A 24,355-nucleotide genomic window follows, 5' to 3' on the forward strand; every position below is an offset into this window, starting at 1 on the left:
AGATTGACCTGCCTTGTCTGCGGGCATAGGTCGGTCGGGACGCGTCCCAACGGCTTCCTGACGGGGCGCAAGAATTTCATTGGAGCACTCAAATGTCCCGCAAAAGCTATATTTTCACCTCGGAATCCGTGTCCGAGGGACACCCTGACAAGGTCTGCGACCGGATCAGCGATGCGGTCCTCGATGCATTTTTGTCCGAGGAGCCTCATGCGCGGGTTGCGGCGGAAACTTTCGCGACCACCAACCGCGTGGTGATCGGCGGCGAAGTCGGTTTGACCGACAAGGCAAAACTTGACGAATACATGGGGCGGATCGAGAGCATCGCGCGGACCTGCATCAAGGATATCGGCTACGAGCAGGACAAATTTCATCACGCCACCTGCGAGATCACCAATCTTCTTCACAGCCAATCGGCGCATATCGCCCAGGGCGTGGACAGCCGTGAGGGCAAGGAAGAGGGCGCGGGGGATCAGGGTATCATGTTCGGTTTCGCGACGGACGAGACGCCAGAATTGATGCCGGCGCCGATTCATTACGCGCACGCGGTTTTGCGGCGTCTGGCCCAAGCGCGCAAGGATGGCACCGAGCCGACGTTGCGCCCCGATGCCAAATCGCAGCTTTCCGTGCGCTATGAGGATGGCAAGCCGGTGGGTGTGTCCTCGATCGTGCTGTCGACGCAACACGCGGACGAAAGCCAGACCAGCGACGACATCCGCGCCATCGTCGAGCCCTATATCCGCGAAGTTCTGCCAGAAGGCTGGATTTCTGAGGCGACCGAATGGTGGGTGAACCCGACGGGCGTTTTCGTGATCGGCGGGCCGGATGGAGACGCGGGCCTGACGGGCCGCAAGATCATCGTGGATACCTACGGCGGTGCAGCGCCGCACGGAGGCGGCGCGTTCTCGGGCAAGGATCCGACCAAGGTCGACCGGTCCGCAGCCTATGCCGCGCGGTATCTTGCGAAGAACGTGGTGGCCGCCGGGATGGCGACCAAATGCACGATCCAGCTGAGCTATGCCATCGGGGTGAGTAAACCGCTGTCGATCTACTGCGATACCTTCGGCACCGGCGAGGTGGACGATGCGGCAATCGAACGCGCAGTGGCGCGGGTGATGGACCTCACGCCGCGCGGCATCCGAGAGCATTTGCAGCTCAACAAACCGATCTACGCGCGCACTGCCGCCTATGGCCACTTTGGCCGCGCACCCGACGAAGACGGCGGATTCAGCTGGGAACGGACCGATCTGGCGGCTGCCCTGCAATCGGCGGTTTAAACGGGCGGATCGCGGACCTGATGTAAGGGGCAGGGATTTGATGTGCCTGCCCGTTCGGTTTGCGCAATCAGTCCGGTCTGCGACTGAACACCAATGGCGGTCGTTTGCCCTTTGCCGGATGGCGTGACCTTTCCTGACCAGGGCTGACGGGCTCATTCTCGTCGGGTGTTGCGGACTCGTTGCCAGGTATTGGCATCGGGCTGCTCTGGTCGATCGCCAGATCGCTAGCGGTATAGCTGTCGAGATCGTCAAGAAACTCCCACAATCGTTGGCACGATAACTCCATGCGATCGAACTTCGTCGCCGCCTGTTCGGGTGTCAGCCGGTCGAAGTCGCGCAATTCGCGCATCTGGCGCAACATGCGGCTGACCACTGGTTTTATCTCCTGCGCGCACTCGCGCGAAAACCGCGACAGGCATTTCTGCAACTCTGCGCGCAGGGCACCCTGGTTCTCCAGCCCCGCACTGAGCGTGGACTTTTGCAGCGCGTTGATTGCAGCGCGGCGCAGCGAGGCCGCCGACAATTCGTCCTTGGTCATGTAGTCGCTGAAACCGTTTTTGAGGGCTCGGACCGCGATCTCCATATCCTCGACACCGGTGATCATGATCGTCGCCGCGTGCCGGTTCGCAGGGTTGGCGCGGATCATCTCGACCCCCTGCAGACCCGTGCCGTCCGGCAGGTTGTGATCGAGCAGCACCAGATCGAACCGATCCTTGTTCAGGTGATCCAGCATTGCCGAGAGCGTATCGGCCTCTGCGATGTGGGTGTTGAACTCCAGCGCCGTACAAAGCCGTTTCAGGCGCATCCTGTCGAATCTCTGGTCTTCGACGATCAGAATGCGCGCGGAGCCTGGCATCGGCGGCGGGTGCGTGGCGTTGGGTCGGATCGGTGACAAACGGCTCATGAGCAGCCTTCTTTGGAATAGGATCAGCCCGCAGTATATGGCCCGGTGTCTTAACGGGGGGTGAAGCATCACCCGCTTGGCCCATTGCGGTATCGCGGTGCAGCCGCTACATCGCGCGGCATGAGCACACGTCCTGTCCGCCCCCGTCGAAATTTCTATGGCCGCCTGAAGGGCAAGAGCCTCAAGCAATCCCAGAAGGGCTATATCGAAGAGGACCTTGCCGCCCTCTCGCCCGGAGCGGTGGATTGGGAGGCGAACCCCGAACGCGCGCTGCTCGACCCGGACGCGATGTTCGGGGGCAAGCCTGCGTGGCTTGAAATCGGTTTCGGCGGCGGTGAACATATGGTGCATCAGGCCGCGGCGAACCCGCAGGTGGGTATCATCGGCTGCGAGCCCTACATCAACGGCGTCGCAATGCTTTTGGGAAAAATACGCCGCGCCGGTGTCGGGAACGTAAAGGTGCATCCCGGCGATGTGCGCGACATGTTCGATGTGTTGCCCGCGCAAAGCATTTCGCGCGCCTTTCTGCTGTATCCGGATCCTTGGCCCAAGACGCGCCATCACCGCCGCCGCTTTGTAACGCGCGAACATCTTGAACCGTTGCACCGCGTTCTGAAACCCGGCGCACTCTTTCGTGTCGCAACGGACATCGAAGATTACGTTCGCCAGACTCTCGAAGAAGTGCCGCGCGCGGGGTTTGAATGGCTGGCCGAGCGGCCCGGCGATTGGCGGCAACCGTGGGATGACTGGATCTCGACCCGATACGAGCAAAAAGCGTTGCGCGAAGGGCGCGTGCCGCATTATCTCACATTCCGGCGCATCTGACGCTGCCTTCGCGCAGGCCTGTCCTGCATGGACGCGGTTTGCCTGCTGCGGTAGAAGACGGCGAACGTACAAGGAAAGGCTGCTGATATGTCGGGTCACGGACACCCTATTCCCATGACCGCGCAGGCCTGTGGGCCGCTGACCGGTATTGCCGATGTGCCCGGGGACAAATCGATCTCGCACCGGGCGCTGATTCTGGGTGCGATGTGCGTAGGTGAAACGACGATCACCGGGTTGCTGGAGGGTCAGGACGTTCTGGATACCGCGCAGGCGATGCGCGATTTCGGCGCGCAGGTTGTGGATCACGGAGGCGGGTCGTGGTCTGTGCACGGTGTCGGTGTCGGCGGTTTCATGGAACCGAACGGCGTCATTGATTGTGGAAACTCGGGAACGGGGGTGCGGCTGATCATGGGGGCGATGGCGTCCCAGCCGATCACCGCGACGTTTTCCGGCGATGCCAGTCTGAACGGGCGGCCAATGGCGCGGGTGACGGATCCGCTGGCGTTGTTTGGCTGTCAGGCCGTAGGCCGCGCGGGCGGGCGCTTGCCCATGACGCTGGTCGGAGCGGCGGATCCCTTGCCGGTGCGGTACACGGTGCCGGTGCCGTCTGCGCAAGTGAAATCGGCGGTCCTGCTCGCGGGTCTGAACGCGCCGGGCCAGACTGTGGTGATCGAGAAAGAGGCGACGCGCGATCATACCGAGCGAATGCTGGAGGGGTTCGGCGCGGAAATCACTGTACGTGATACCAAAGAAGGGCGTGAAATTACGCTTACGGGGCAGCCGGAACTGCGCGCGCAGCATATCGAGGTGCCGCGCGACCCAAGCTCTGCTGCATTTCCGGTCTGCGCGGCGCTGATCGTGCCCGGATCGGATGTTCTGGTGCCGGGGATCGGGCTGAACCCGACGCGGGCGGGGCTGTTTACGACACTGCGCGAAATGGGCGCCGACCTGAGCTTTGAGAACGAGCGAACCGAGGGGGGCGAGCCTGTCGCGGATCTGAGGGCGCGGTTTTCACCCGATCTGATCGGTATCGAGGTGCCGCCGGCGCGCGCGGCAAGCATGATCGATGAATATCCGGTGTTGAGCGTCGTAGCAGCCTTTGCAAAAGGCCAGACATTGATGCGCGGCGTCAAGGAATTGCGTGTGAAGGAAAGCGACCGGATCGAGGCGATGGCCAAAGGCCTGCGCGCGAACGGAGTTGCTGTCGAGGACGGACCGGACTGGTGGATCGTAACCGGCGCGGGCCACGGTCAAGTGGCCGGAGGCGCAGTTTGCGAGAGCCACCTCGACCACCGGATCGCCATGTCGTTTCTTATCCTCGGAATGGCTGCCAACGCGCCTGTCCAAGTGGATGACGGCGGGCCGATTGCCACGTCTTTTCCGATTTTCGAACCGTTGATGGCGATTTTGGGCGCACGGGTGTCGCGCAATAGTGGACAGTAGTGGAGATCGGCGATGGGATGCAGTTTCACGGTTGCGATTGATGGGCCGGCGGCTGCCGGCAAGGGTACCGTGTCAAGAGCGGTAGCCGCCCATTTCGGTTTTGCCTATCTTGATACCGGCCTGCTTTACCGGGCGGTCGGCGCCAAGGTCATCGGCGGAATGGGCCCCTGCGAGGCCGCGCGTACGCTCGCGCGAGAAGATCTCGAAGCGGAGGGTCTGCGCAGCAGTGCAGTTGCTCAAGAGGCTAGCAAGGTTGCCGTAATCGGGGCCGTGCGTGATGCATTGACCGCATTTCAGCGGGATTTCGCGACACAAGAGGGCGGTGCCGTTTTGGACGGTCGCGATATCGGGACAGTCATTTGTCCGAATGCCGATGCCAAACTGTTCGTGACTGCGAGTGCTGAAGTGCGTGCGAAACGTCGGCATGCGGAAATGCAACACAGCGACAGTAGCGAGAGCCTTGCGCAGGTACTAGCGGATGTCCGGGCGCGGGACGCGCGTGATATGCAACGGGCCGAAGCCCCATTGCGCCCAGCGCAAGATGCCCTGCTGATCGACACATCAAACCTGAGCATCGACGAAGCCGTCTCTGCTGCCATTGGCGCCGTAAATGCCAAGAGGACCAAAACGTAGCGGGAGCAAACAAATTTTTTTGAAAAATTTGCGCCGGAATTTTGTTGAAAATTCCGGACACCATTGCATCAGGTGCGCGCGATTTCTGGCGGATGCAACCGGAGCGGATCGATTGACCTTGCCGCGTCGTTGACGGACACTAAGAGAAAGTCAGGAGGCCTACGATGGTCGCGGTCAATAAGCAGATTATCTGCATCAACTGGGGTTCCAAATATGGCGCGCCTTATATCAACCGCTTGTACGGCATGTGCGCGCGCAACATTACGGGCAGTTTTTCGATGACCTGCTTCACGGACAACGCCGATGGTGTACGCGACGAGGTGATCTGCCGCGATCTACCCCCAAGTAACATTGTCATGCCGAAGTCGAAAGGGATTTGGCCCAAATCGCGGCTTTGGAACGAGACGCTTGAAGGTGTCGAGGGACCGGTGTTGTTCCTCGATCTCGATCTGGTTATCACCGGAAACCTCGATGGTTTCTTCGAGTACGGCGACCCGGACGACATCATTCTGGCGCGCAATCCTACGACACCTTTCGAGAAATTGGGACAAACCTCGATTTTCCGCTTCCCTGTGGGCAAGCTTGCACCGCTTCTCGACAAGTTTCGCGCGGATCCACAAGGAATTGCCGATACCTATACGTTCGAGCAGCGTTTCGTAACGCGCAATGCGCCGGGTGGCGTTAAATTCTGGCCGAAGTCCTGGGTGCGCCATTTCCGTACGCAGTGTGTTCCCCTGTTTCCGCTCAATTACTTCATCGCGCCAAAATTGCCCGCCGATGCGCGTGTGGTCATTTTTCCTGCAACCCCAAACCCGCCTGATGCGTTGGTCGGCAGATGGGTGCCCGAAGAAGGCGACCGTAGCCGGTTCGAGCACCTGATGCGCGCGATTCGCGGGCCGCGGCATTTCAAGAAGAGGTTTCGCCATCTGCGTCGCTTCATGTTGCCTACACCGTGGATCGCGGAACATTGGCGCGAATAGCGCTGCAATAATAGGAGAAACGACATGAAAACGGCAAAAGACTATCTTGACGCTGCCAAGGACGACGTCCCCTCAATGAGCAGCGAGGATGCAATTGCAAAACACGCCGACGGGCAGGGCGTCTTTATTGACGTGCGCGATAGCGCCGATATTGCGGACAGCGGAACCATCAAGGGCGCCCACCGGGTGCCGCGTGGCGTAATCGAGTTTCACGCCGATCCGGCAGTTGAAAAAATGTATAACCCCGTCTTCCAGAAGGACGCCGATATTCACCTGATCTGCGGCGCGGGTGGACAGGCGGCGCTTGCGGGCAAAACTCTCAAGGAGATGGGTTATTCGAAGGTGACGAACATCGGCGGTTTTCCTGACTGGAAAGAGGCGGGGGGGCCAACCGAAACCTGATCTGATTTTTGGTGGCAGTTGATGTCTACAGTTTCAGAAGACAATCTGCGGCGGACCACTACTGGTCCGCCTTTTTCTTTGCGCGAAGGTATCAAGAGACCGTGGGTCTACCGGCTCTAAATAACCACGAACGTAGTCTTTTAGTTTATAATGACGCAGCATTATGACACCTCCCGCACCCGTTCCGCCCGCACGCCGGCAGCATTGGGGCATGACACCCGTCTGACGATATTCCGCCTTCTGGTGCGGGCGGGTAAGGAGGAGTTAAAATGTCGGCGAAATCGGCGCCCATCTCAGTATGGCGCCGTCAAGGCTCGCGCATCATCTGCGTACGCTGGTCGAAGCAGACCTTGTCGTTCAGGACTGCATCGGACGTCAGATCGTCAATTGCGTGGATTCCAATGCTATGAACCGTACGGTTTCGTTTATGACCTGCGATTGTTACGTGGGTCTGCGCGAGCAGCGTGTATGGATCGTCTCGCTCGCAAGTTCGATACGCTGAGAGACGGGATCGGCAACGGCGGTTGTGGCGTGTCGAAGGTCCGCACGGTGCAATCGGTGGTCTGGGCCTTCTGGCACGACGACACCCGTGTTGCAAAGTTTGCCCGCGAGGATTTTAAGACTACGCTTTTTCTCGCCAAATGGCTGACGCTGGCGTTCCTTCTGGAAAGCCTGAAGCTGACGTATGTTCCTGCCGATCGGGTCGCCTGCGCGTTGGGGGGTGAGGGCGTCGCGCCGATCGGGCTGGTAACAGTCGTGGGGGTGCCTGCATATCTGAACGGGTATGCCGCCCTGCCGCTGATTGGCGGCCTGAGGGGGCAGGGGACAGTTCGCTACCCGCTGCCCGCTGCGATCGCCGTGTTCGCGCTGGTCCGATGGAGGGTTTTTGCCCTCTACCTCGGGTTCGCGTTGACTGTATCGTTCGCGGCTGGCGTGCTGTTTCAGCTCTGGACCTCGGTTTGGCGGCAATCGCCTGCCGCTCCGCGCTAAAGCGGCGCTGCGGTCTTGTGCTGCGTGCCGCAATCGCTTATAGCGCGATTGTCTAAGGAGCGGAAACAGGCTCCGGGCGTGATAATCGGGGCAGGGTCGGAAATTTCCGGCCCTCTTTGTTTATTCCGCACGGCTTCGCTCTCTGGTCCAATTCACACGCAAGACCGGCGGAGACAACCGCACGGCCAGATACATCACTCAAAGGATATAATACGCTACATGGCGAATATGATGGACGAGTTTGAAGCACTCCTGAACGAAAGCTTCGAAATGGACACGCCCGAAGAGGGTTCTGTTGTCAAAGGCAAGGTGATCGCAATCGAAGCGGGCCAGGCCATTATCGACGTAGGCTACAAGATGGAAGGCCGCGTCGAGCTTAAAGAATTTGCCGAACCAGGCGAAGCTCCCAAAGTTGAAGTCGGCGACGAAGTCGAAGTGTTCCTGCGGCAGGTAGAGAACGCGCGCGGCGAAGCTGTGATCTCTCGCGAGATGGCGCGCCGTGAAGAAGCATGGGATCGTCTGGAAAAAGCCTACGCTGCGGAAGAGCGCGTCGAAGGTGCGATCTTTGGCCGTGTCAAAGGCGGCTTTACGGTCGATCTCGGCGGTGCCGTGGCGTTCTTGCCCGGCTCGCAGGTCGATGTACGCCCGGTGCGCGATGCAGGCCCGCTGATGGGTCTCAAGCAGCCGTTCCAGGTTCTGAAAATGGACCGTCGCCGGGGTAACATCGTGGTTTCGCGCCGTGCGATCCTCGAAGAATCGCGTGCCGAACAGCGTGCCGAAGTCATCGGCAACCTCACCGAAGGCCAGACGGTCGATGGTGTGGTCAAGAACATCACCGAATACGGTGCGTTCGTTGATCTGGGCGGCGTCGACGGTTTGCTGCACGTCACCGACATGGCATGGCGTCGCGTGAACCACCCCTCCGAGATCCTCGCCATCGGCGAGACGATCAAGGTGCAGGTGATCAAGATCAACAAGGAGACACATCGTATCTCCCTCGGCATGAAGCAGTTGCAGGAAGATCCGTGGGATCTGGTTGGCGCGAAATACCCGCTGGAATCGACCCACACTGGCCGCGTGACCAACATCACCGATTACGGCGCCTTCGTGGAACTGGAGCCCGGTGTCGAGGGGCTGGTGCACGTCTCCGAGATGTCCTGGACCAAGAAGAACGTACACCCCGGCAAGATCGTATCGACCAGCCAGGAAGTCGAAGTCATGGTTCTGGAGATCGACGGTGCCAAGCGCCGCGTTTCGCTTGGTCTCAAGCAGACCATGCGCAACCCATGGGAGGTGTTCGCTGAAACGCACCCTGAGGGCACTGAAGTCGAAGGCGAAGTCAAGAACATCACCGAATTCGGTCTGTTCGTGGGTCTGCCCGGCGACATCGACGGTATGGTTCACCTCTCGGATCTGTCATGGGACCAGCGTGGCGAAGAAGCCATCCAGGACTACCGCAAGGGCGACATGGTTCACGCCGTGGTGTCCGAAGTCGACGTCGACAAAGAGCGTATCTCGCTTTCGATCAAGGGTGTCGGCGGCGATAAGTTCGCCGAAGCGGTTGGCGGCGTAAAGCGCGGCTCGATCGTGACCGTGACCGTTACGTCCATCGAGGATGGCGGGATCGAAGTGGAATACGAGGGCATGAAATCCTTTATCCGCCGCTCCGATCTGTCGCGTGACCGTGCCGAACAGCGGCCCGAGCGTTTCTCGGTCGGCGACAAGGTCGACGTGCGCATCACCAACGTCGACACCAAGGCTCACCGCCTGGGCGTTTCGATCAAGGCGCGCGAGATTGCGGAGGAGAAAGAGGCCGTGGAGCAGTATGGCTCGTCCGACTCCGGCGCATCGCTCGGCGATATCCTCGGTGCGGCGCTGAAAAGCGGCGACGACTGACCACCCACGCGGGTTATTCCGTAAGCAAGAATGAGAAAGCCCTGCACAGCGATGTGTGGGGCTTTTTGCGAATCGGCGGAGTTTAAGGCGGGGTGAATGTTGGCATCGGCGATACAGCAGGGATTTCTACCGCTATGCGTGCAGTTTGGCTGGGAAAGTCGCGGTAACGATATAATATGCGACAAACTGGCCATGTCTGTGCTTTCGCAGCGTCCGGTTTTCAGTATACTACGACAAAATTAGCGGGGAGCTTGTGATGATCCGGTCCGAATTGATCCAAAAGATCGCAGACGACAATCCACATCTTTATCAACGCGATGTTGAGCGGATCGTGAACACCATCTTCGACGAGATAACCACGGCCATGTCACGCGGCGACCGGGTCGAGCTGCGCGGCTTTGGCGCTTTCTCCGTCAAGAAAAGGGATGCGCGTATTGGTCGCAATCCGCGCACCGGCGAGACTGTTCATGTCGAAGAGAAACATGTACCGTTCTTCAAAACGGGGAAACTGCTCCGTGATCGGCTGAACGGGAAAAGTTAATGCGCTATGTACGGTATGTGTGTATCGCCATCTTTGCGGTGGCATTGATTTCAGTTGCTCTGGCAAACCGCGATATGGTTTCGCTTCAGGTTGTACCCGTTGAAATCTCGGGGCTTTTCGCGGTTAACCCGACGGTTCGGATGCCTTTGTTCCTTGTTATTCTGGGCAGCATTCTCGCAGGACTTCTTGTCGGATTTATCTGGGAATGGATCCGCGAATACGGCGAACGGGCGGAGGCAGCGAAGCAAGCCCGCGAAATGCGCCGTCTCGAGCGCGAAGTGGCGCGACTGAAGGCGGAAAAGCACAGGGGCAAGGATCAGGTGCTCGCGCTTTTGGATGAAGCCGGTTAACCGGCGATGCCCACCGACACTTTGGTAAAAATTTGCGGTCTGCGCGATGGCGCTGACGTCGCGGCGGCCGCGTCTGCGGGTGCGCGCTATGTCGGATTTGTGTTCTTCCCGAAATCGCCGCGGCATCTGGCGCTTGCGGCGGCTGCGGCACTCGCGGCGGATGTCCCTGCAGGGATATGCAAGGTCGCGCTTACCGTCGACGCCGACGATGCGACGCTGGACAAACTGACGCAGACCGTCCCGTTGGATATGCTGCAACTGCACGGCGCAGAAACTCCCGAACGGGTCGCGCAGGTCAAGGCGCGGTATGGCTTGCCGGTGATGAAGGCGCTGGGCGTGGCGGGACCGGATGATCTGGCGCAGCTCGATCTTTACGCCGGTGTCGCGGACCAGTTGCTGGTCGACGCGAAGCCTCCCGAAGGCGCCGATTTGCCGGGCGGTAACGGGTTATCCTTTGACTGGCGGCTCCTTTCGGGGCGCGTGTGGCGGTCCCCGTGGATGTTGGCGGGGGGCTTGACGCCCGACAATGTAGCGGAGGCGATCGCGCGTACCGGCGCGCGCCAGGTCGATGTTTCATCGGGCGTGGAATCTGCGCCGGGCGAAAAGGATCCCACGCTGATTGCGCGTTTTGTACAGGCCGCTCTTGCCACCTGAACGGGTGCAATGGACGGATGCCTTCTTTACCATCGGGCGGGTGAAGGATACTGCTGTGACCAGCAAGATTCCCCTGAAGGACGACGCACAATGGCAAACGATCTGTTCAACAGCTTCATGACCGGCCCCGATGAGAATGGCCGTTTCGGCGATTTTGGAGGGCGTTTCGTATCCGAGACGCTGATGCCGCTGATCCTCGAACTTCAGGAAGAATACGAGAAAGCGAAAACCGACGATACGTTCTGGGCCGAGATGGACGATCTCTGGGAGCATTACGTCGGTCGTCCGAGCCCGTTGTACTTCGCAGAACGTCTGACCGACGAATTGGGCGGTGCAAAGGTCTATATGAAGCGGGACGAACTGAACCATACCGGCGCGCATAAAATCAACAATGTGCTGGGGCAGATCATTCTCGCACGGCGGATGGGCAAGAAACGCATCATCGCAGAGACGGGCGCAGGGCAGCACGGCGTGGCCACCGCCACGGTCTGCGCGAAATTCGGGCTGAAATGCGTGGTCTACATGGGCGCGCATGATGTGGAGCGTCAGGCGCCCAACGTCTTCCGGATGCGCCTTCTGGGGGCTGAAGTCTTGCCGGTGACATCGGGCCGCGGGACGCTTAAGGACGCCATGAACGACGCGCTGCGCGACTGGGTGACGAACGTGCGGGATACATTCTACTGTATCGGCACAGTCGCGGGGCCGCACCCCTATCCGGCGATGGTACGGGATTTCCAAAGCATCATCGGCAAGGAAGTCCGCACCCAGATGGACCGCGCCGAGGGTCGTCTGCCCGATACGGTAATCGCGGCAATCGGCGGCGGGTCAAACGCGATGGGCCTGTTCTATCCGTTTCTCGACGACAAGGAAGTCAACATCATCGGCGTCGAGGCGGGCGGCAAGGGCGTTAACGCCAAGATGGAGCATTGCGCCTCCCTGACAGGCGGACGTCCCGGTGTGCTGCACGGCAACCGCACGTATCTCTTGCAGGACGACGACGGGCAGATTCTCGAAGGCTTCTCGATTTCCGCCGGTCTCGATTATCCAGGCATCGGGCCGGAACATGCGTGGCTGCACGATATCGGGCGGGCGCAATACGTCTCGATCACCGACACCGAAGCACTTGCGGCGTTCCAGAAGTGCTGTGAGCTGGAAGGGATCATTCCCGCGTTGGAGCCGTCGCATGCGTTGGCGCATGTGATGAAAATCGCGCCCGAACTGCCTAAGGACCACATCATCTGCATGAACATGTGCGGACGCGGGGACAAGGACATCTTTACAGTCGCACGCGCGCTCGGTTTCGAAATGGGCAAGTTCGCCTAAGGTCCGGCCCCTAGCGGGTCAGTTCGAGAATGTCGAAATCGCTTTCGTTGACGGGGGCGGGAAACATCAACCGGGCGCGTGTCTCCGACACGCGTTCGAACACGGCGACATCGGGCGTCATCGTGCCAGTGCCGCGAAAACCGGGTTCAAGATCGCTGTAGGCTTGCGGCGCTTCCGATGAGACATATCCGACACCAAGATAGACAGCACGCCCGTCCCGCATTTCGATCCGGCCCGATGTGCGCTGTGAACCGGTCAGCTTTTCGAATGTGACACCGGTCAGGTCAAGCGTCATACGGCATGCGAAATCGGTATAGACCACTAGCCGCGCCAGCCCGCCCAACTTAATGGTCCGGCAGGTCCAATCCCCGTGCAGGCCCGGGTCAAAGGCGACAAGCGGTGCACCGGAAAGCGCCTCGGTCACGGCGGCGATGTCCACCTCCGAGCCATGCGCCAGCGCGTCCAGCAACGCTTTGCCAGCGGTCTGTTCGAACCGATCCAGACGCGATTGTTCCTGTGGCCGGATGATTTCCGCAAATGCGACTGTCGCGGTGAGCGTCGCCAAGCCGACGAGGACCGCGCGGATCATGAATCACCTCCGTGCGCATGGGCTCGCAACACTTCCAGCGGCACCACCTCCAGCGCCCGGATGTGCGTCGCGGCAAGATGCACCTGCGGTGCGCAGCCTTCCTCTGCGGCTTGCATGAAACGGCCTGCGCACAGGCACCAGCTGTCGCCGGGCTTGAGACCCGCAAAGCCGAATACAGGCTGCGGTGTCGACAGGTCATTGCCAACGTATTTGGAGAACGCAAGGAACTCGGCTGTCATGACGGCGCAGACCGTATGATTGCCATGATCGGCGGTGCAGGTGTTGCAAAGCCCGTCGCGAAAAAAGCCGGTGACAGGGTCGCTGCCGCACAGCGCGAGCGCCCCGCCTTCGACATTGATGCTGTCGTCCGGCTCCATCTGATGTCTCCTTACAAGCTGTCTGCGATTGCGCGGAACATCGCGAGGTTCTGATCGAAAACGCCGTTATCGCGGAATTTCCGATCCGCGGCGTTGGCGGCGATGACCACATCCCGCGCGCGGTTGACATAGACGTATTGCCCGTACACCCCCCGCGCCAGAAACTCCCCTGCAACCGCGTCTTCGGGGATCCACCACTGAAATCCATATCCCGTCTCGCCCTCGTCTGTTGGCGCGGAAGGGACCGTCGACGCCGCTACCCAATCCTGCGGCACGATCTGGCGACCGTTGTAGAAACCGTTCTGCAGGAACATCTGCCCCATACGTGCGTAATCGCGCGTCGTCATGTTGAGCCCGCCCAGAACGAAAGCGGTGCCGACGCCGTCCGTGATGTAGTAGGGGGCATATTCGAGGCCCATCGGCGCGATGATCTTATCGCTCAGCAGATCGGCAATGCCGCGTCCCGTTGCGCCGCGCACCACCATGGACAGCACATGGGTGTCAATGGAGACGTATTGCCAGTCGGTCCCGGGGGCGGCGAAGGAATCGTCGAGGCCGGCGGCGAAATCATCCATTCGGCCGCCGAGGGCCAGCACCCTGCCCATGCGGTTGATGTCGGATTTCGAATCCAGATAATCTTCGTTGAAGGTCACGCCGCTTGCCATATTCAGCACATTGCGCACCGTCGCCGCGTCATACGCACTACCCTCCAGCGCGGGGGCGTAGCGGGTTACGGGGTCGTCGATGGAGGCGATTGCACCTTCTTCGACCAGCACGCCGATCAGCGCCGAGAGATAGCTTTTAGCGACCGACCAGCTGATCCGCTTGTCATCCGGTGCGGTGCCCATGTGATAGCTTTCGTGCACGATCTGCCCGTCCTTGAGCACGACCAAAGCCGTTACATCGCGCTCTTCGACCCAGGGCGCGACGTCCGGCGGAAGTGCCGCGTCGGGGCCATAGCGCAACTCGGCTGTCGGGCCGGTGCCGCGTGATACGGGAACGGTCAGAAATGCCGCATCCATATGGCTGAAGTTTGAAACGATTTTATCTTCGGAGAACAAGGAGTTCACCGCCATCAGGCGCATGATCTCTTCGCGCTTCCACAAACCGACAACGGCAGCGGCCAGCACCAGTAGCAGCAAGACACGTCCCAACCATTTTCCGAATGTGCGCATCGCCGATTTTCCCCTTTGGTTTTGGTCAACTCAAACATGTCCGGGCGGCAGGGGCCAGCGCATCTTTGTGCGGCGGGGTGGGTCAGCCTTGGTACTGCCAGTCGATCCAGCGACCGTGGAAATCCGCGCGCCCCAGCGGCAGTGTCAGGTTGCCGGGCCAGAGACGCAATGTCAAAGCGGCACCTTTCCGGCCACCGGTATCTCCGTCGCTTTCCATGCTGAGCCAGCCCAGCGGGCGGTCCCGTTTGGCCCGCGCGCCCGCAGCTTCGATCATCGCGGTCCCGCGTGCACGGGTCGCGGCCGGAAAATACTGCCACGCGACGGAATGTTGCACCAGATGCAGATGCCCCTGCGGCGCGCGGGCCAGACGCTCGGAGAGCCAGTCGATCGCGTCGCCCTTGTCGATCGGGGCGTTCATGACGGACGCTGCAGCGCGTGTCAGAGACAGCCGTTCGGGCTGGTCAGGCCAGAGATAAGCGGTAAGCCGCAGCAGATGATCGCCGCGCTGCGGGTCGAGCGGATTGAGATCGACGCCCGCGCGTTTGGCGATACGCGGCTGATAGGGCGGCGGCAACGGGCCTGCCCACTCAGGTGTCAGGGTCAAGACCGGCATCTGCGGTCCGAATCGGGTGCCGGCGATTTCCAGCGCGTAATGGTCCCACATCAGGTTCAGCCCGCCGCTTGCCCCCAGTTCGCTCAGGATCATGGGCAAATCGAAGTGAGCCGCCGCGACATGCGCGCCCGCGATCAGCGCGGCGGCGCGGCGCACCTCATTGGTTTGAGGCGGGCTGCTCGTCCAGTCGATCAGGAAGGCACTGTGGGTATCGAGGGCTGCCAATACGGCGTCGCGCAGGTCGGGCGTGGTTGCCGTATTCGGCGGATAAACGGCGGCAAGGCGCGCGTCGCGACGTCTGAGCACCAGCGCGTGGAGACCGCCCGCAAGACGCAGTGGCAACGAGTGACCGGCAGGCCCCAGATCGCCCTGATACGCTCCGAATTGTTGCGCCAAAGCACTGTCTTCTGGCCAATGATCGGCAAGAAGATCCAGCAAACGTCCCATGAAGGGAGAACCGAGGGCCGTGCAACTCGTGGCCTGCTGGTGAAAAGCGTCCCGAAGGTTCATGTGAAGCGGTCCATCAGCTTTTGCAGGGCCGTGCGGGTGTCGGGTTCCACAGCGGGTTCTGGTTGCGCTGTCGCGTCTGGTGATTGTCTCGGGGGGTTCTTGCCTGTCGACGGGCGCGAGGGCGCGATGCGCTGGCTGACCGCGTTCATGAATTTGGCACCGTCGCCGCGCGCGAGCCATGGCGCGCCGTCGCTGACACCGCGCAGCACATCGTCGAGCCATGCCGCGTCGTCCTTGGCAAAATCGTGCAGCACATAGCCCGGTACGCGATCCTTGTGCCCCGGATGGCCCACGCCCAGTCGCACGCGGGCGTATTCCGGCCCGATGTGGCTGTGGATCGAGCGCAGACCATTGTGCCCCGCATGCCCGCCACCCTGCTTGTATTTCACCTTGCCGGGCGCAAGGTCTATCTCGTCGTGCAGCACGATCACGTCTTCTGGCCCGAGTTTGTAAAACCGCATCGCCGCCTGCACCGCATCGCCCGATTTGTTCATGAACGTCTCGGGTTTAAGCAAGACCGCGCGGTCCGGGCCGAAGCGCCCCTCGCTCATGCTGCCTTGATGTTTGCTCTTCCACGGCGCGAAATCATGGTCTGACGCGATTTGGTCCAACGCCATGAAGCCGATGTTGTGCCGGTGGCGGGCGTATTTCGCGCCCGGATTGCCAAGGCCGACGATAAGTTTCATGGAAGTTCTCCGCTTTTACAAAGCAAGATAGGGGGCAGTGCCGTCAGGGTCCAGCGACGAAAGTGCTTTGACGGTCATCGCGGCCTGAACGAAAAACGGGGCCGCGTGACGCAGCCCCGTAGAAATTTGCATGCCGTCCCTATGGGATCAATCGTCGGACTGTTCGCCGTCGGGTGGACCCATTTCGGTCGTCGGAACTTCGTCCGCATCGACGTCATCATCGTCGTCGGACTGGCTGGCCAGACCGGACGGCGCAGAAACCTGTGCAATCACGAAGTCACGGTCGATCGTCGGTTTGGACCCTGCTGGCAGCGTGACATCGGAAATCGTCAGGCTGTCGCCGATTTCGAGGTTGGACACATCGATTGTGATGCTTTCGGGGATATCCGCAGCCGTCACGAGAAGCTCGACCTCGGGGCGGACCAACGACAGCACGCCGCCTTTTTTCAGGCCGGGGCATTCCTCTTCACCGGTCACTTCGACACCGATGAACAGGTTGATCTTGGTGGTCCGCTTCAGACGCATGAAGTCGACGTGCGTCGGCAGGTCCTTGACGACGTGACGCTGGACGTCGCGGCAGATGACGCGCACGTCGTCGTGGCCTTCGACCTTCAGATTGAACAGGGTCGCTTTGAAACGGCCCTTGCGCAGCATTGTCAGCAGCTTGTTGAAATCGAGCTGGATGGGAAGCGGGTCCGCGTCGCCACCAAAAACAATTCCCGGAACCATGCCATCGCGGCGTGCCTGACGAGCGGCGCCCTTGCCTGTCCCCGTCCGTTCCAGGACTTCGAGATCTGGAATCTCTCCGGCCATAATAATCTCCAATACGATAGGGCGGGACTCCTCCAAGGCTGTAGTCCCGCGTGAAGCCGTGCCTATAGACCGGTTTTGCCGCTGTGAAAAGGGCTAATGCGGTGCGCGCGTCTGCTAAGACAGCTTGCACAGGGTGACGCGTCGGACAGAGCGGATGGGCTGGCGGTTCCAAGGGAATTCTGCGGGGCGTCTATGACAATGTGCCTACGCCAAACCGCTCGCCTGCAATCGCCATGTTCAATGCGGGTGGCACGGACAGTCTGCTGACTCTGATTTCGGCACTGGCGGGGCGGACGCGTCAGGTGCGTGGCGTTTGCAAATGACCGCCCCCCGATCTGATCGCGTCATAAAGAGCGAAATCCGCAGCGCGAACCGTGCGCAATCGGTCCAGAACGGGACCGCTGAGCAGGGCGTCGACATGCGGAGAGACGTTTTTTTCGCCAAGCTCGACCGGGTGCTTCAGCCGCTTCGACAAGAACGCCACGAAACCGTCCTGATCCTCGTAGGCGAATAGGTGATCGGCCATGACACGGTCCTTACCGTCAGTGAGAAAGCTGAACTGGCGCCCGATCTGTGCCCGCTCGGGCGGATTGTCGGCGCAGACTTCGCTCACGAACTGGTCGAAACTGATGCCTTGGGTGCTTAGCTCGCTGCCGTCCAGCCGCTTTTGGCTGCGGTATTTGTACCAGCTGCGGATCTGGTCCACCGGCTCGCGCATCACCGCGACAGACTCGGGCCGCACGTTGAACGTCTGTTCTAGAAACGGCGCGATCTGGTTGGCATAGCGGGCGGCGGTGACGTGCTTGCGGTTCTTGGCGAATATGATCTCGGCGCGCGACTTGAGGGCCAGTTCCACGGCGGTAGTCCCGGTTTTCGGTGTTGCGAGGAATGTGATCTTGTGGCGCAGAAAGACCAGCATGGCGTCAGAGCCTCCGTATTGGTCAGCTTGACTGCCAACGGCCGCTGAAATCCTGCGGGATCAGCAAGTTGTGGCGTCCCAGATCGGCAACATTCGTCTCGCCGCACAACGCCATCGTGGTGTCCAGCTCCTTGTGAATGACTTCGAGTGCGCGTGTCACGCCAGCCTGTCCCATCGCGCCAAGCCCGTAGATCCAGGCGCGCCCGATGTAGGTGCCCTTTGCCCCCATGGCCAGCGCCTTGAGTACATCCTGACCCGACCGGATACCGCTGTCGAGGTGGACCTCGATCTGGTCCCCGACCGCATCGAGGATCGCGGGTAGGATGCGGATCGAGCTGAGCGCGCCGTCGAGCTGACGTCCGCCGTGATTGGACACGATGATCGCATCGGCACCGACTTTCAGCGCCATTCGGGCATCCTCGGCGTCGAGAATGCCTTTGAGAATTACTTTTCCGCCCCACTGTTCCTTGATCTTGGCAATCTTGCCCCAGTCGAGCGTGGGGTCGAACTGTTCCGCGGTCCAGGCGCTCAGATCGGACGCATCCGAGATATTGTCCACATGACCCACAATGTTGCCGAAACTGCGGTTCTTGGTTTGCAGCATCTCAAGCCCCCATCGCCATTTGGTCGCGAGGTTCGCCATGGATTTCATGGTGAGCTTGGGCGGGGCGGACAGGCCGTTCTTGATATCCTTGTGGCGCTGGCCAATAATCTGCAGATCCAGCGTGATCACCAGCGCCGAGCATTTCGCGGCGCGCGCCCGTTCAATCAGGCGCGAAACGTAGTCCTGATCGCGCATGGTATAGAGCTGGAACCAGAAGGGCTTGTGCGTGGCACTCGCCACGTCCTCGATCGAGTTGATCGACATGGTCGACAGGGTGAACGGCACGCCGAACGCTTCCGCTGCCCGGGCCGCCTTGATCTCGCCATCGGCGTGCTGCATCCCGGTCAGCCCGACAGGCGCGAGGGCTACGGGCATCGCCACGTCCTGTCCGATCATCTTCCCCTTGGTCGTGCGACCGGACATATCGACCGCCACCCGTTGGCGCAGGCGGATCTGGTCGAAATCCGTGGTGTTCTCGCGGAAGGTCTGCTCGGTCCAGCTGCCGCTTTCGGCGTAGTCATAGAACATCTTCGGCACGCGGCGTGCGTGAATACGCTTGAGGTCGTCGATGTTGGTAATGACTGGCATGGGCGGCGTTCCCTCTCGTTGGTCACTTTTGCTTACCGATTGGAAGCATTCAGATCAACTGTCAAGGGAATCGCTATGGTGATGCAGGCGCCAACCTTCGCGCAGGCAGGTTCGGCTGATGAAGTGTCATGCCGCGTGCGCGCCATCGGCCAGCGTCTTGACGAAGGCCAAAACTTCTGCGGCACTCTTGCCTGCCGCGATCTGGCTGACAATGGCGGAGCCTACGACAACACCATCCGCGACTTCGGCAATCGCGCGGGATTTCTGGGAGGTGTTCACACCGAAACCGACGATGACGGGCAGTCCGCTGGCCTTCTGGATGCGCACGACTTCGGGGGCCACGTCGCCTGCATCCGCTTCGGCAGAACCGGTGATGCCGGTGATCGAGACATAATAGATAAAGCCGGATGTGTTCTGCGCTACGCGGGGCAGGCGCTTGTCGTCGGTCGTCGGCGTGGCAAGTCGGATGAAATTCAGCCCGGCCGCCTGAGCGGGCAGGCACAGCTCAGCGTCTTCCTCGGGCGGCAGATCGACGATGATCAGACCGTCGATGCCAGATTCTTTGGCCGCGACAAGGAAACGGTCGACGCCCATCGAATAGATAGGATTGTAGTACCCCATCAGCACGATCGGCGTGCTGTCGTCTTCCTCGCGAAATCGCCGCGCCATTTCGAGCGTCCGTTTCAGCGTCATGCCGGCATCCAGCGCGCGTTGACCCGCAAGCTGGATCGTCGGCCCGTCAGCCATCGGATCGGTAAAGGGCAGGCCCAGTTCGATAATGTCGACCCCGGCGGCGGGCAGGCCACGCACGATTTCGAAAGACCGTTCGAAATCCGGATCGCCTGCCATGACATAGGAAACGAAAGCTTTTTTGCCGTCGGCTTTCAGCCTGGCGAATGTGGCGTCGATGCGTGTCATGTGGTCATCCTCGGTCCTGATACGGGTTTCTTGTCCCAAGCGGCGGATTAATGCAATGCGGAACTGGCAGCGCGCGGGGCGGGCATGTGGGACGCGACCGGTCCGAATTCGCCGGGCGCCCCCTTTTCAAACCACTCACGTCGCCCCATATCTCCTCCATGAATTATATCCTCGCCATATTGCTCCCGCCCCTCTCAATCCTGCTGACCGGTCGTCCGATCCTCGGCATTGTCGTGTTTTTCATCTGGATCCCCGCCCTGCTTCTATCAGGCGGGCTTACGCATCCGATGTTCATCCTGCTCGCCTGGTTTTTGATCTTCACCTCGCGTGAACGCGCGGCAGCGCGGACCGATTGACATTTCGCCTGGCGACCGCTTGCGCGGAGGGCGCTGACGGCCTAGGACAGCGCAAACGCACAGAAGGACGCTGTCATGGGTTTCAAAATGGGTATCGTGGGTCTGCCGAACGTCGGCAAATCGACCCTTTTCAATGCGCTCACACGCACGGCTGCGGCGCAGGCGGCGAATTTCCCGTTTTGCACAATCGAGCCGAATGTGGGCGAGGTTGCCGTACCCGATGCGCGGCTCGACACGTTAGCAGCCATCGCCAAATCCAAAAGCGTCATTCCGACCCGCATGACCTTTGTCGACATCGCGGGCCTCGTGAAAGGTGCGTCCAAGGGTGAGGGTCTGGGCAACCAGTTTCTTGCCAACATCCGCGAAGTGGACGCCATCGCGCATGTCCTGCGCTGTTTCGAGGACGGCGATGTTACCCATGTAGAGGGTCGTGTGGACCCGGTGGCCGATGCAGAGACGATCGACACCGAATTGATGCTCGCGGACATCGAGAGCATCGAGAAGCGGCTTCAGAACATCGTGCGCCGTGTCAGGGGCGGCGACAAGGAGGCGGTCCAGCAAGAGCGCCTGATGCGGCTCGCGCTCGACGCGCTCGAAGCGGGCAAACCGGCCCGCGTGGTCGAGGTCGACGCGGACGACGCAAAGGCATGGCGGATGCTGCAACTGCTGACCACCAAACCGGTTCTTTATGTCTGCAACGTCGGTGAAAGCGATGCGGCCGAAGGCAACGCATTTTCCGCGAAAGTGGCTGACATGGCGGCGGCGCAGGGCAACGCACACGTCATCATCTCCGCCCAGATCGAAGAAGAGATCAGCCAGCTCGATCCTGAAGAGGCCGAGATGTTTCTGACCGAGATGGGGCTTGACGAGGCCGGTCTCGACCGGCTGATCCGTGCGGGATACGAGCTTTTGCATCTCGAGACGTATTTCACCGTTGGCCCCAAGGAAGCCCGTGCCTGGACCATCAAATCAGGCACTTCGGCGCCCAAGGCCGCCGGCGTGATCCATGGTGATTTCGAAAAAGGGTTCATTCGTGCAGAGACCATTGCATACGACGAGTTCGTGGCGCTTGGCGGGGAGGGACCGGCCAAAGAGGCAGGCAAGATGCGCGCCGAGGGCAAAGGGTACACGGTGAAGGACGGGGACGTACTTCATTTCCTTTTCAACACCTGATCGAGCCACACCACCGTGCGCTGTGCCGCGCGGCACAGCGGCCGTCAGGGGTACACTGATTTTCGATCAGAAGGCGCTGCCCCCCTGACGAGACCCCGGTTCGAACGGGCACTGCCGAATGCGTTTTCTCGCATGATATTTCCCCAACGGTTGCTTTTCGTGTCATTGTATTTCGCGCATGATCGGCAGGCGCACCCAACACGCATCCGTCCGCCAAGCCGGCCCCGAAGCCGGGGCAACATCGGGGATACTGCCGGGTTGCCGTCCAAGGCGACCTTGACCGAGAACCGCGAAGCCATGCGCCTGCGCACCGGCACCGATGGCAAAACGATCATCGACGCCCCGCCGCGCTACCTGCTGGTGCCCGCCGATCTGGAAACCGAAGCCGAGGAAATGCTTGCCGCGATCCAGCCCGGCAGCACTGCCGACGTGAACCCCTTTGCGGGCAAGTTGGAACTGCTGGTGGAACCGCGCTTACCGTCGGGCACTTGGTATCTCTTCGCTGACCCGGCACGTCTGGCCTGTCTTCGCTAAGCTTACATGAGCGGGGCCGAGGGTGTCCAAGTCCAGCGCCGCGAAAGCTGGGATACGCTGGGACTGTCCTTCCTGGACTTCCTCGACTTTAGCGCGGGCTGGCTCGACTCGCGTGGCGCTCAACGTGTGGCGACTTCCGAGTATATTTGACGCTTGATCAGCCCACGCAACCCCGTGACGCGCTTTTGAAGGCGCGGGCGGTTGGCATGCGACGCTTGCGAGACCTGAACGGCGAAGAAGTCGAATACAAGTCCGACGCCTAAAGGTCCGCCGCTCTGGCGTCTTTGGAGCGGCATACTGCCGAGCTGGCAGCGCGTCGCACGTCAACAACCCTAAACTTCCGTACCTCGAAAGGACTCTAATATGCGCAACTTCGTGCAACCAGGTGACAACCTGACCGTCACCGCCGAGGCTGCCGCCAACGCTGGCGACGGTGTGAGGCTCGGCGACATCTTCGGTATCGCGTCCGGTGACGCGGCCATTGGCGATCCCTTGTGATTGTCACGACCGGCTTTTTCGACATGCCCAAAGTCTCGCCCGATGACTTGGCCGTAGGCGACGCAATCGATTGGAAGGCTGCCGACTCTGCTGTCATCAGCACGGCCAGCGCCAACCCCAAGATCGGCGTGGTCGTCTCGGCAGTGGGCAACCCGTACAAGTCCGTCCGCGTCCGCCTTAACGGCACGTTTTGAACCTTGAGGCCGGATGAATGGGATCACCCGGCCACGCAAGCGCGGGGGCTGACCACCTCGTGTAATTTAGTGCCGCGCGGCATCTCTCCACGCAATGCGCCTGTCACGGTAAAAACTAATGGAGACACTCGAACGCCTTAAAGCTGCGCGTGAAAAGGTTGCGCACATGATGTATGATAATCCGGTCTATGTGCCGATCTTTCAGCGCATAGACGCAGACATTGCCGAGTTGGAAGCCATCGCCGCCAACGATGTGGTGGCCCGAGCACGGGCCATCATTCAAAGCGCAAAACGCTGAAGCAACTTCTGTACATTGGCGAGGGAACCCCCGTCGCCATACCGCTCTCGGCCAAGGGCGTGCCTAACAGGTCACGCCTAATCCGTTCATCAATTCCGCTGCCAACATCCGGTCTTCAAAGCTATGCCTCAAACCGTAAAGAGAGTGTTCTGGCGTCTCCAAAAGCCCATTTGCCCCGAGATACTTATTCACCGTACCCGAGAGGGTGGCGGAGCTGTTGAGGTATTGGGGGAAGCCGTCGGGATTTTGTACCACTGCTTTCAGGCTCACTCCGGTAAAAGGGATGACTCGCCGGGCGTTTTGGCTCTCTATTTGCCGACCAACCGGCTCGATCGAGATATCCGGTACGGCGGCCCGAAGCCGTATCTGGTCGCGTGTGAGGGCAGCCAGCTCGCTTGGCCCCGCTCCGGTGTTGACCATCGTCAACACGACACTGGGAGCCTCATTGTTGAGCCCATCCAGCGCACCAGCAGCCAAGAGTAAGCGCCGCAGCTTCGCGCAAGCCGGGCTCGCCGTCTTTACCAACTACGGCTTCCATGCGTTCCACGAAATCCATGCGGGGCAGCTCGGCCACGCGCTCTACGGGCAGATAACGGAATCCGCGCACAGCGGCTAGATTCTTGGCGGCTTCAAATCTCTTTTCGGCGTCGCTGGTGTCTCCGGCAAGCCGGGCTTCCCAGCCTTCGAGAATGTGCTGCCAAGCTGCGTGTGCCTTCTCTTTGGCGACGCTAAAGGAATCAGCATGCAGGCTGACCCATACGCTCCTGCGCTCTTCCACGTTCTGATACCGACGCGGCACGCGCTTTTTCAAATAATAGTTATTGCCGCGCTTCATTATGGTCGCGGTCGATCGGCGGAAAAGAGCTTGTGCGGCAGAATTTGCGGCGAAATGTGTTGCAAAACGGGGCAAATTAGCGGAGCGGAGATGAGTCGTGGATTATTAACTGATCGTTTTCATTTGATAAAACTCCAAACCGTAGTCGGTTTTGGTGGCGGAGACGAAGGGATTCGAACCCTCGAACGCTTGCACGTTACTCCCTTAGCAGGGGAGCGCCTTCGACCACTCGGCCACGTCTCCACCGACGCGTATAGCCGCGCAAATACCTATATTACAAGGCGGTTTTTCAGCTTTTTTCAACTTCGTCGGTGTGGCCAACGTAGGCAGGAGACGGCAGGAAACAAGAGTTTTCGACACCGGGTTTGGGTAAGATCTGGTCAATTTGAACAGCGTTTTTCCATGAGAATAAGGGCCATGGTGCGAGATTCCGGATCGATAGTGTCGCGGATCAGAGTTA

Annotated in this window: 30 protein-coding genes, 1 tRNA gene, 1 pseudogene and 1 riboswitch; of the genes and pseudogenes, 19 read left to right on the plus strand and 13 right to left on the minus strand. The window is 60.4% G+C overall.

The features are described from left to right. The first annotated feature begins 38 nt into the window (after positions 1–38). Positions 39–87: riboswitch (SAM-SAH riboswitch) on the plus strand. Positions 88–92: 5 nt separating this feature from the next. After that, positions 93–1,274 (plus strand): methionine adenosyltransferase, encoded by a 1,182-nt coding sequence (gene metK / locus Q1A06_RS12645; protein WP_299563995.1) that lies wholly within the window; start codon positions 93–95, stop codon positions 1,272–1,274. Between the two features lie 67 nt (positions 1,275–1,341). Here metK and Q1A06_RS12650 read toward each other — a convergent pair whose 3' ends face one another. Then, the gene (locus Q1A06_RS12650) at positions 1,342–2,178 is read right to left on the minus strand and encodes a response regulator (protein WP_299563998.1); all 837 of its coding nucleotides are present in this window, start codon (positions 2,176–2,178) and stop codon (positions 1,342–1,344) included. A 120-nt stretch (positions 2,179–2,298) separates the two neighbouring features. On the opposite strand from Q1A06_RS12650, the gene Q1A06_RS12655 reads away from it, so the two are divergent. The 12 genes and pseudogenes from Q1A06_RS12655 (at position 2,299) to trpB (ending at position 12,215) form a co-directional block, all read left to right on the plus strand. Then, positions 2,299–3,003 (plus strand): tRNA (guanine(46)-N(7))-methyltransferase TrmB, encoded by a 705-nt coding sequence (locus tag Q1A06_RS12655; protein ID WP_299564001.1) that lies wholly within the window; start codon positions 2,299–2,301, stop codon positions 3,001–3,003. A gap of 87 nt (positions 3,004–3,090) precedes the next feature. After that, positions 3,091–4,446: a 3-phosphoshikimate 1-carboxyvinyltransferase gene (gene aroA / locus Q1A06_RS12660; protein WP_299564003.1), complete on the plus strand. Its 1,356-nt coding sequence runs from the start codon at positions 3,091–3,093 to the stop codon at positions 4,444–4,446. 12 nt (positions 4,447–4,458) lie between these two features. Further along, positions 4,459–5,079 carry a d(CMP) kinase gene (locus tag Q1A06_RS12665; RefSeq protein ID WP_299564006.1) on the plus strand — a complete coding sequence of 207 codons (621 nt, stop codon included), beginning with the start codon at positions 4,459–4,461 and terminating at the stop codon, positions 5,077–5,079. A 164-nt stretch (positions 5,080–5,243) separates the two neighbouring features. Then, positions 5,244–6,059: a glycosyl transferase gene (locus tag Q1A06_RS12670; RefSeq protein ID WP_299564009.1), complete on the plus strand. Its 816-nt coding sequence runs from the start codon at positions 5,244–5,246 to the stop codon at positions 6,057–6,059. A gap of 24 nt (positions 6,060–6,083) precedes the next feature. Then, positions 6,084–6,461 carry a rhodanese-like domain-containing protein gene (locus Q1A06_RS12675; RefSeq protein ID WP_299564012.1) on the plus strand — a complete coding sequence of 126 codons (378 nt, stop codon included), beginning with the start codon at positions 6,084–6,086 and terminating at the stop codon, positions 6,459–6,461. Positions 6,462–6,759: 298 nt separating this feature from the next. Next, positions 6,760–6,963: a hypothetical protein gene (locus Q1A06_RS21035; RefSeq protein WP_366523521.1), complete on the plus strand. Its 204-nt coding sequence runs from the start codon at positions 6,760–6,762 to the stop codon at positions 6,961–6,963. Continuing rightward, positions 6,954–7,451, plus strand: a pseudogene (locus Q1A06_RS12685) (permease); the annotation flags it as partial. The gene Q1A06_RS21035 and the pseudogene Q1A06_RS12685, both read left to right, overlap by 10 nt. A 219-nt stretch (positions 7,452–7,670) precedes the next feature. Further along, positions 7,671–9,347: a 30S ribosomal protein S1 gene (rpsA, locus tag Q1A06_RS12690; RefSeq protein ID WP_299564015.1), complete on the plus strand. Its 1,677-nt coding sequence runs from the start codon at positions 7,671–7,673 to the stop codon at positions 9,345–9,347. 256 nt (positions 9,348–9,603) lie between these two features. Beyond that, positions 9,604–9,888, plus strand: coding sequence for an integration host factor subunit beta (gene ihfB / locus Q1A06_RS12695; RefSeq protein WP_299564018.1), 285 nt, complete (start codon positions 9,604–9,606; stop codon positions 9,886–9,888). Then, a complete protein-coding gene (locus tag Q1A06_RS12700) occupies positions 9,888–10,238 on the plus strand; it encodes a LapA family protein (RefSeq protein WP_299564021.1) in 351 nt (116 codons plus the stop codon). Before ihfB ends, Q1A06_RS12700 begins: the two co-directional genes overlap by 1 nt. A gap of 6 nt (positions 10,239–10,244) precedes the next feature. Beyond that, positions 10,245–10,892, plus strand: a complete 648-nt coding sequence (locus Q1A06_RS12705) for a phosphoribosylanthranilate isomerase (protein ID WP_299564024.1) — start codon at positions 10,245–10,247, stop codon at positions 10,890–10,892. Positions 10,893–10,982: 90 nt separating this feature from the next. Next, positions 10,983–12,215, plus strand: coding sequence for a tryptophan synthase subunit beta (gene trpB / locus Q1A06_RS12710; protein ID WP_299564027.1), 1,233 nt, complete (start codon positions 10,983–10,985; stop codon positions 12,213–12,215). 10 nt (positions 12,216–12,225) lie between these two features. On the opposite strand, the gene Q1A06_RS12715 is transcribed toward trpB, so the two are convergent. The 9 genes from Q1A06_RS12715 to trpA all read right to left on the minus strand — a co-directional run bounded on the left by Q1A06_RS12715 (position 12,226) and on the right by trpA (position 20,007). Continuing rightward, positions 12,226–12,804: a DUF4893 domain-containing protein gene (locus tag Q1A06_RS12715; protein ID WP_299564030.1), complete on the minus strand. Its 579-nt coding sequence runs from the start codon at positions 12,802–12,804 to the stop codon at positions 12,226–12,228. Then, positions 12,801–13,181, minus strand: a complete 381-nt coding sequence (locus Q1A06_RS12720; RefSeq protein WP_299564033.1) for a DUF2237 domain-containing protein — start codon at positions 13,179–13,181, stop codon at positions 12,801–12,803. Before Q1A06_RS12720 ends, Q1A06_RS12715 begins: the two co-directional genes overlap by 4 nt. Positions 13,182–13,192: 11 nt before the next feature. Continuing rightward, entirely contained in the window at positions 13,193–14,356 is a 1,164-nt protein-coding gene (locus Q1A06_RS12725) for a serine hydrolase (protein WP_299564036.1), read from the minus strand. An 82-nt stretch (positions 14,357–14,438) separates the two neighbouring features. Beyond that, complete coding sequence (locus Q1A06_RS12730; RefSeq protein WP_299564039.1) at positions 14,439–15,479, minus strand: DUF2332 family protein; 1,041 nt, start codon at positions 15,477–15,479, stop codon at positions 14,439–14,441. Continuing rightward, entirely contained in the window at positions 15,476–16,165 is a 690-nt protein-coding gene (gene pth, locus Q1A06_RS12735; RefSeq protein WP_299564042.1) for an aminoacyl-tRNA hydrolase, read from the minus strand. The genes Q1A06_RS12730 and pth overlap by 4 nt, the downstream gene beginning before the upstream one ends. A 147-nt stretch (positions 16,166–16,312) precedes the next feature. Continuing rightward, on the minus strand, positions 16,313–16,978 hold the full coding sequence (locus Q1A06_RS12740) for a 50S ribosomal protein L25/general stress protein Ctc (protein WP_299564045.1): 666 nt from the start codon (positions 16,976–16,978) through the stop codon (positions 16,313–16,315). Between the two features lie 298 nt (positions 16,979–17,276). Next, positions 17,277–17,897, minus strand: coding sequence for a hypothetical protein (locus tag Q1A06_RS12745; RefSeq protein WP_299564048.1), 621 nt, complete (start codon positions 17,895–17,897; stop codon positions 17,277–17,279). A 22-nt stretch (positions 17,898–17,919) separates the two neighbouring features. Further along, positions 17,920–19,089 carry an alpha-hydroxy acid oxidase gene (locus Q1A06_RS12750; protein WP_299564051.1) on the minus strand — a complete coding sequence of 390 codons (1,170 nt, stop codon included), beginning with the start codon at positions 19,087–19,089 and terminating at the stop codon, positions 17,920–17,922. Between the two features lie 126 nt (positions 19,090–19,215). Next, the gene (gene trpA, locus Q1A06_RS12755) at positions 19,216–20,007 is read right to left on the minus strand and encodes a tryptophan synthase subunit alpha (RefSeq protein WP_299564054.1); all 792 of its coding nucleotides are present in this window, start codon (positions 20,005–20,007) and stop codon (positions 19,216–19,218) included. A gap of 158 nt (positions 20,008–20,165) precedes the next feature. On the opposite strand from trpA, the gene Q1A06_RS12760 reads away from it, so the two are divergent. The 6 genes from Q1A06_RS12760 to Q1A06_RS12785 all read left to right on the plus strand — a co-directional run bounded on the left by Q1A06_RS12760 (position 20,166) and on the right by Q1A06_RS12785 (position 23,060). Further along, positions 20,166–20,363: a hypothetical protein gene (locus Q1A06_RS12760; protein ID WP_299564057.1), complete on the plus strand. Its 198-nt coding sequence runs from the start codon at positions 20,166–20,168 to the stop codon at positions 20,361–20,363. A 75-nt stretch (positions 20,364–20,438) separates the two neighbouring features. Next, a complete protein-coding gene (gene ychF / locus Q1A06_RS12765) occupies positions 20,439–21,536 on the plus strand; it encodes a redox-regulated ATPase YchF (protein ID WP_299564060.1) in 1,098 nt (365 codons plus the stop codon). A 132-nt stretch (positions 21,537–21,668) separates the two neighbouring features. Beyond that, entirely contained in the window at positions 21,669–22,070 is a 402-nt protein-coding gene (locus Q1A06_RS12770) for a hypothetical protein (protein WP_299564063.1), read from the plus strand. 363 nt (positions 22,071–22,433) lie between these two features. Next, positions 22,434–22,568, plus strand: a complete 135-nt coding sequence (locus Q1A06_RS12775) for a capsid cement protein (protein WP_299564066.1) — start codon at positions 22,434–22,436, stop codon at positions 22,566–22,568. Beyond that, complete coding sequence (locus Q1A06_RS12780; RefSeq protein WP_299564069.1) at positions 22,565–22,762, plus strand: DUF2190 family protein; 198 nt, start codon at positions 22,565–22,567, stop codon at positions 22,760–22,762. Before Q1A06_RS12775 ends, Q1A06_RS12780 begins: the two co-directional genes overlap by 4 nt. Positions 22,763–22,880: 118 nt before the next feature. Beyond that, positions 22,881–23,060, plus strand: a complete 180-nt coding sequence (locus tag Q1A06_RS12785; RefSeq protein ID WP_299564072.1) for a hypothetical protein — start codon at positions 22,881–22,883, stop codon at positions 23,058–23,060. 63 nt (positions 23,061–23,123) lie between these two features. On the opposite strand, the gene Q1A06_RS12790 is transcribed toward Q1A06_RS12785, so the two are convergent. From Q1A06_RS12790 to Q1A06_RS12800, 3 genes are all read right to left on the minus strand, one after another. Then, positions 23,124–23,537, minus strand: a complete 414-nt coding sequence (locus tag Q1A06_RS12790) for a hypothetical protein (protein ID WP_299564075.1) — start codon at positions 23,535–23,537, stop codon at positions 23,124–23,126. Then, on the minus strand, positions 23,503–23,895 hold the full coding sequence (locus tag Q1A06_RS12795) for a DUF6538 domain-containing protein (RefSeq protein WP_299564082.1): 393 nt from the start codon (positions 23,893–23,895) through the stop codon (positions 23,503–23,505). The genes Q1A06_RS12790 and Q1A06_RS12795 overlap by 35 nt, the downstream gene beginning before the upstream one ends. 155 nt (positions 23,896–24,050) lie before the next feature. Further along, positions 24,051–24,138: transfer RNA gene (locus tag Q1A06_RS12800), tRNA-Ser, on the minus strand. Between the last annotated feature and the right edge of the window lie 217 nt (positions 24,139–24,355).

Source organism: uncultured Sulfitobacter sp. (genome assembly GCF_947497275.1).
Lineage (GTDB): Bacteria > Pseudomonadota > Alphaproteobacteria > Rhodobacterales > Rhodobacteraceae > Sulfitobacter.

Bases quoted from the DNA above. Each gene is read 5' to 3' on its own strand.
- metK (WP_299563995.1), top strand. From the start codon at position 93: ATGTCCCGCAAAAGCTATATTTTCACCTCGGAATCCGTGTCCGAGGGA.
- Q1A06_RS12650 (WP_299563998.1), bottom strand. From the start codon at position 2,178: ATGAGCCGTTTGTCACCGATCCGACCCAACGCCACGCACCCGCCGCCG.
- Q1A06_RS12655 (WP_299564001.1), top strand. From the start codon at position 2,299: ATGAGCACACGTCCTGTCCGCCCCCGTCGAAATTTCTATGGCCGCCTG.
- aroA (WP_299564003.1), top strand. From the start codon at position 3,091: ATGTCGGGTCACGGACACCCTATTCCCATGACCGCGCAGGCCTGTGGG.
- Q1A06_RS12665 (WP_299564006.1), top strand. From the start codon at position 4,459: ATGGGATGCAGTTTCACGGTTGCGATTGATGGGCCGGCGGCTGCCGGC.
- Q1A06_RS12670 (WP_299564009.1), top strand. From the start codon at position 5,244: ATGGTCGCGGTCAATAAGCAGATTATCTGCATCAACTGGGGTTCCAAA.
- Q1A06_RS12675 (WP_299564012.1), top strand. From the start codon at position 6,084: ATGAAAACGGCAAAAGACTATCTTGACGCTGCCAAGGACGACGTCCCC.
- Q1A06_RS21035 (WP_366523521.1), top strand. From the start codon at position 6,760: ATGGCGCCGTCAAGGCTCGCGCATCATCTGCGTACGCTGGTCGAAGCA.
- rpsA (WP_299564015.1), top strand. From the start codon at position 7,671: ATGGCGAATATGATGGACGAGTTTGAAGCACTCCTGAACGAAAGCTTC.
- ihfB (WP_299564018.1), top strand. From the start codon at position 9,604: ATGATCCGGTCCGAATTGATCCAAAAGATCGCAGACGACAATCCACAT.
- Q1A06_RS12700 (WP_299564021.1), top strand. From the start codon at position 9,888: ATGCGCTATGTACGGTATGTGTGTATCGCCATCTTTGCGGTGGCATTG.
- Q1A06_RS12705 (WP_299564024.1), top strand. From the start codon at position 10,245: ATGCCCACCGACACTTTGGTAAAAATTTGCGGTCTGCGCGATGGCGCT.
- trpB (WP_299564027.1), top strand. From the start codon at position 10,983: ATGGCAAACGATCTGTTCAACAGCTTCATGACCGGCCCCGATGAGAAT.
- Q1A06_RS12715 (WP_299564030.1), bottom strand. From the start codon at position 12,804: ATGATCCGCGCGGTCCTCGTCGGCTTGGCGACGCTCACCGCGACAGTC.
- Q1A06_RS12720 (WP_299564033.1), bottom strand. From the start codon at position 13,181: ATGGAGCCGGACGACAGCATCAATGTCGAAGGCGGGGCGCTCGCGCTG.
- Q1A06_RS12725 (WP_299564036.1), bottom strand. From the start codon at position 14,356: ATGCGCACATTCGGAAAATGGTTGGGACGTGTCTTGCTGCTACTGGTG.
- Q1A06_RS12730 (WP_299564039.1), bottom strand. From the start codon at position 15,479: ATGAACCTTCGGGACGCTTTTCACCAGCAGGCCACGAGTTGCACGGCC.
- pth (WP_299564042.1), bottom strand. From the start codon at position 16,165: ATGAAACTTATCGTCGGCCTTGGCAATCCGGGCGCGAAATACGCCCGC.
- Q1A06_RS12740 (WP_299564045.1), bottom strand. From the start codon at position 16,978: ATGGCCGGAGAGATTCCAGATCTCGAAGTCCTGGAACGGACGGGGACA.
- Q1A06_RS12745 (WP_299564048.1), bottom strand. From the start codon at position 17,897: ATGCTGGTCTTTCTGCGCCACAAGATCACATTCCTCGCAACACCGAAA.
- Q1A06_RS12750 (WP_299564051.1), bottom strand. From the start codon at position 19,089: ATGCCAGTCATTACCAACATCGACGACCTCAAGCGTATTCACGCACGC.
- trpA (WP_299564054.1), bottom strand. From the start codon at position 20,007: ATGACACGCATCGACGCCACATTCGCCAGGCTGAAAGCCGACGGCAAA.
- Q1A06_RS12760 (WP_299564057.1), top strand. From the start codon at position 20,166: ATGAATTATATCCTCGCCATATTGCTCCCGCCCCTCTCAATCCTGCTG.
- ychF (WP_299564060.1), top strand. From the start codon at position 20,439: ATGGGTTTCAAAATGGGTATCGTGGGTCTGCCGAACGTCGGCAAATCG.
- Q1A06_RS12770 (WP_299564063.1), top strand. From the start codon at position 21,669: ATGATATTTCCCCAACGGTTGCTTTTCGTGTCATTGTATTTCGCGCAT.
- Q1A06_RS12775 (WP_299564066.1), top strand. From the start codon at position 22,434: ATGCGCAACTTCGTGCAACCAGGTGACAACCTGACCGTCACCGCCGAG.
- Q1A06_RS12785 (WP_299564072.1), top strand. From the start codon at position 22,881: ATGGAGACACTCGAACGCCTTAAAGCTGCGCGTGAAAAGGTTGCGCAC.
- Q1A06_RS12795 (WP_299564082.1), bottom strand. From the start codon at position 23,895: ATGAAGCGCGGCAATAACTATTATTTGAAAAAGCGCGTGCCGCGTCGG.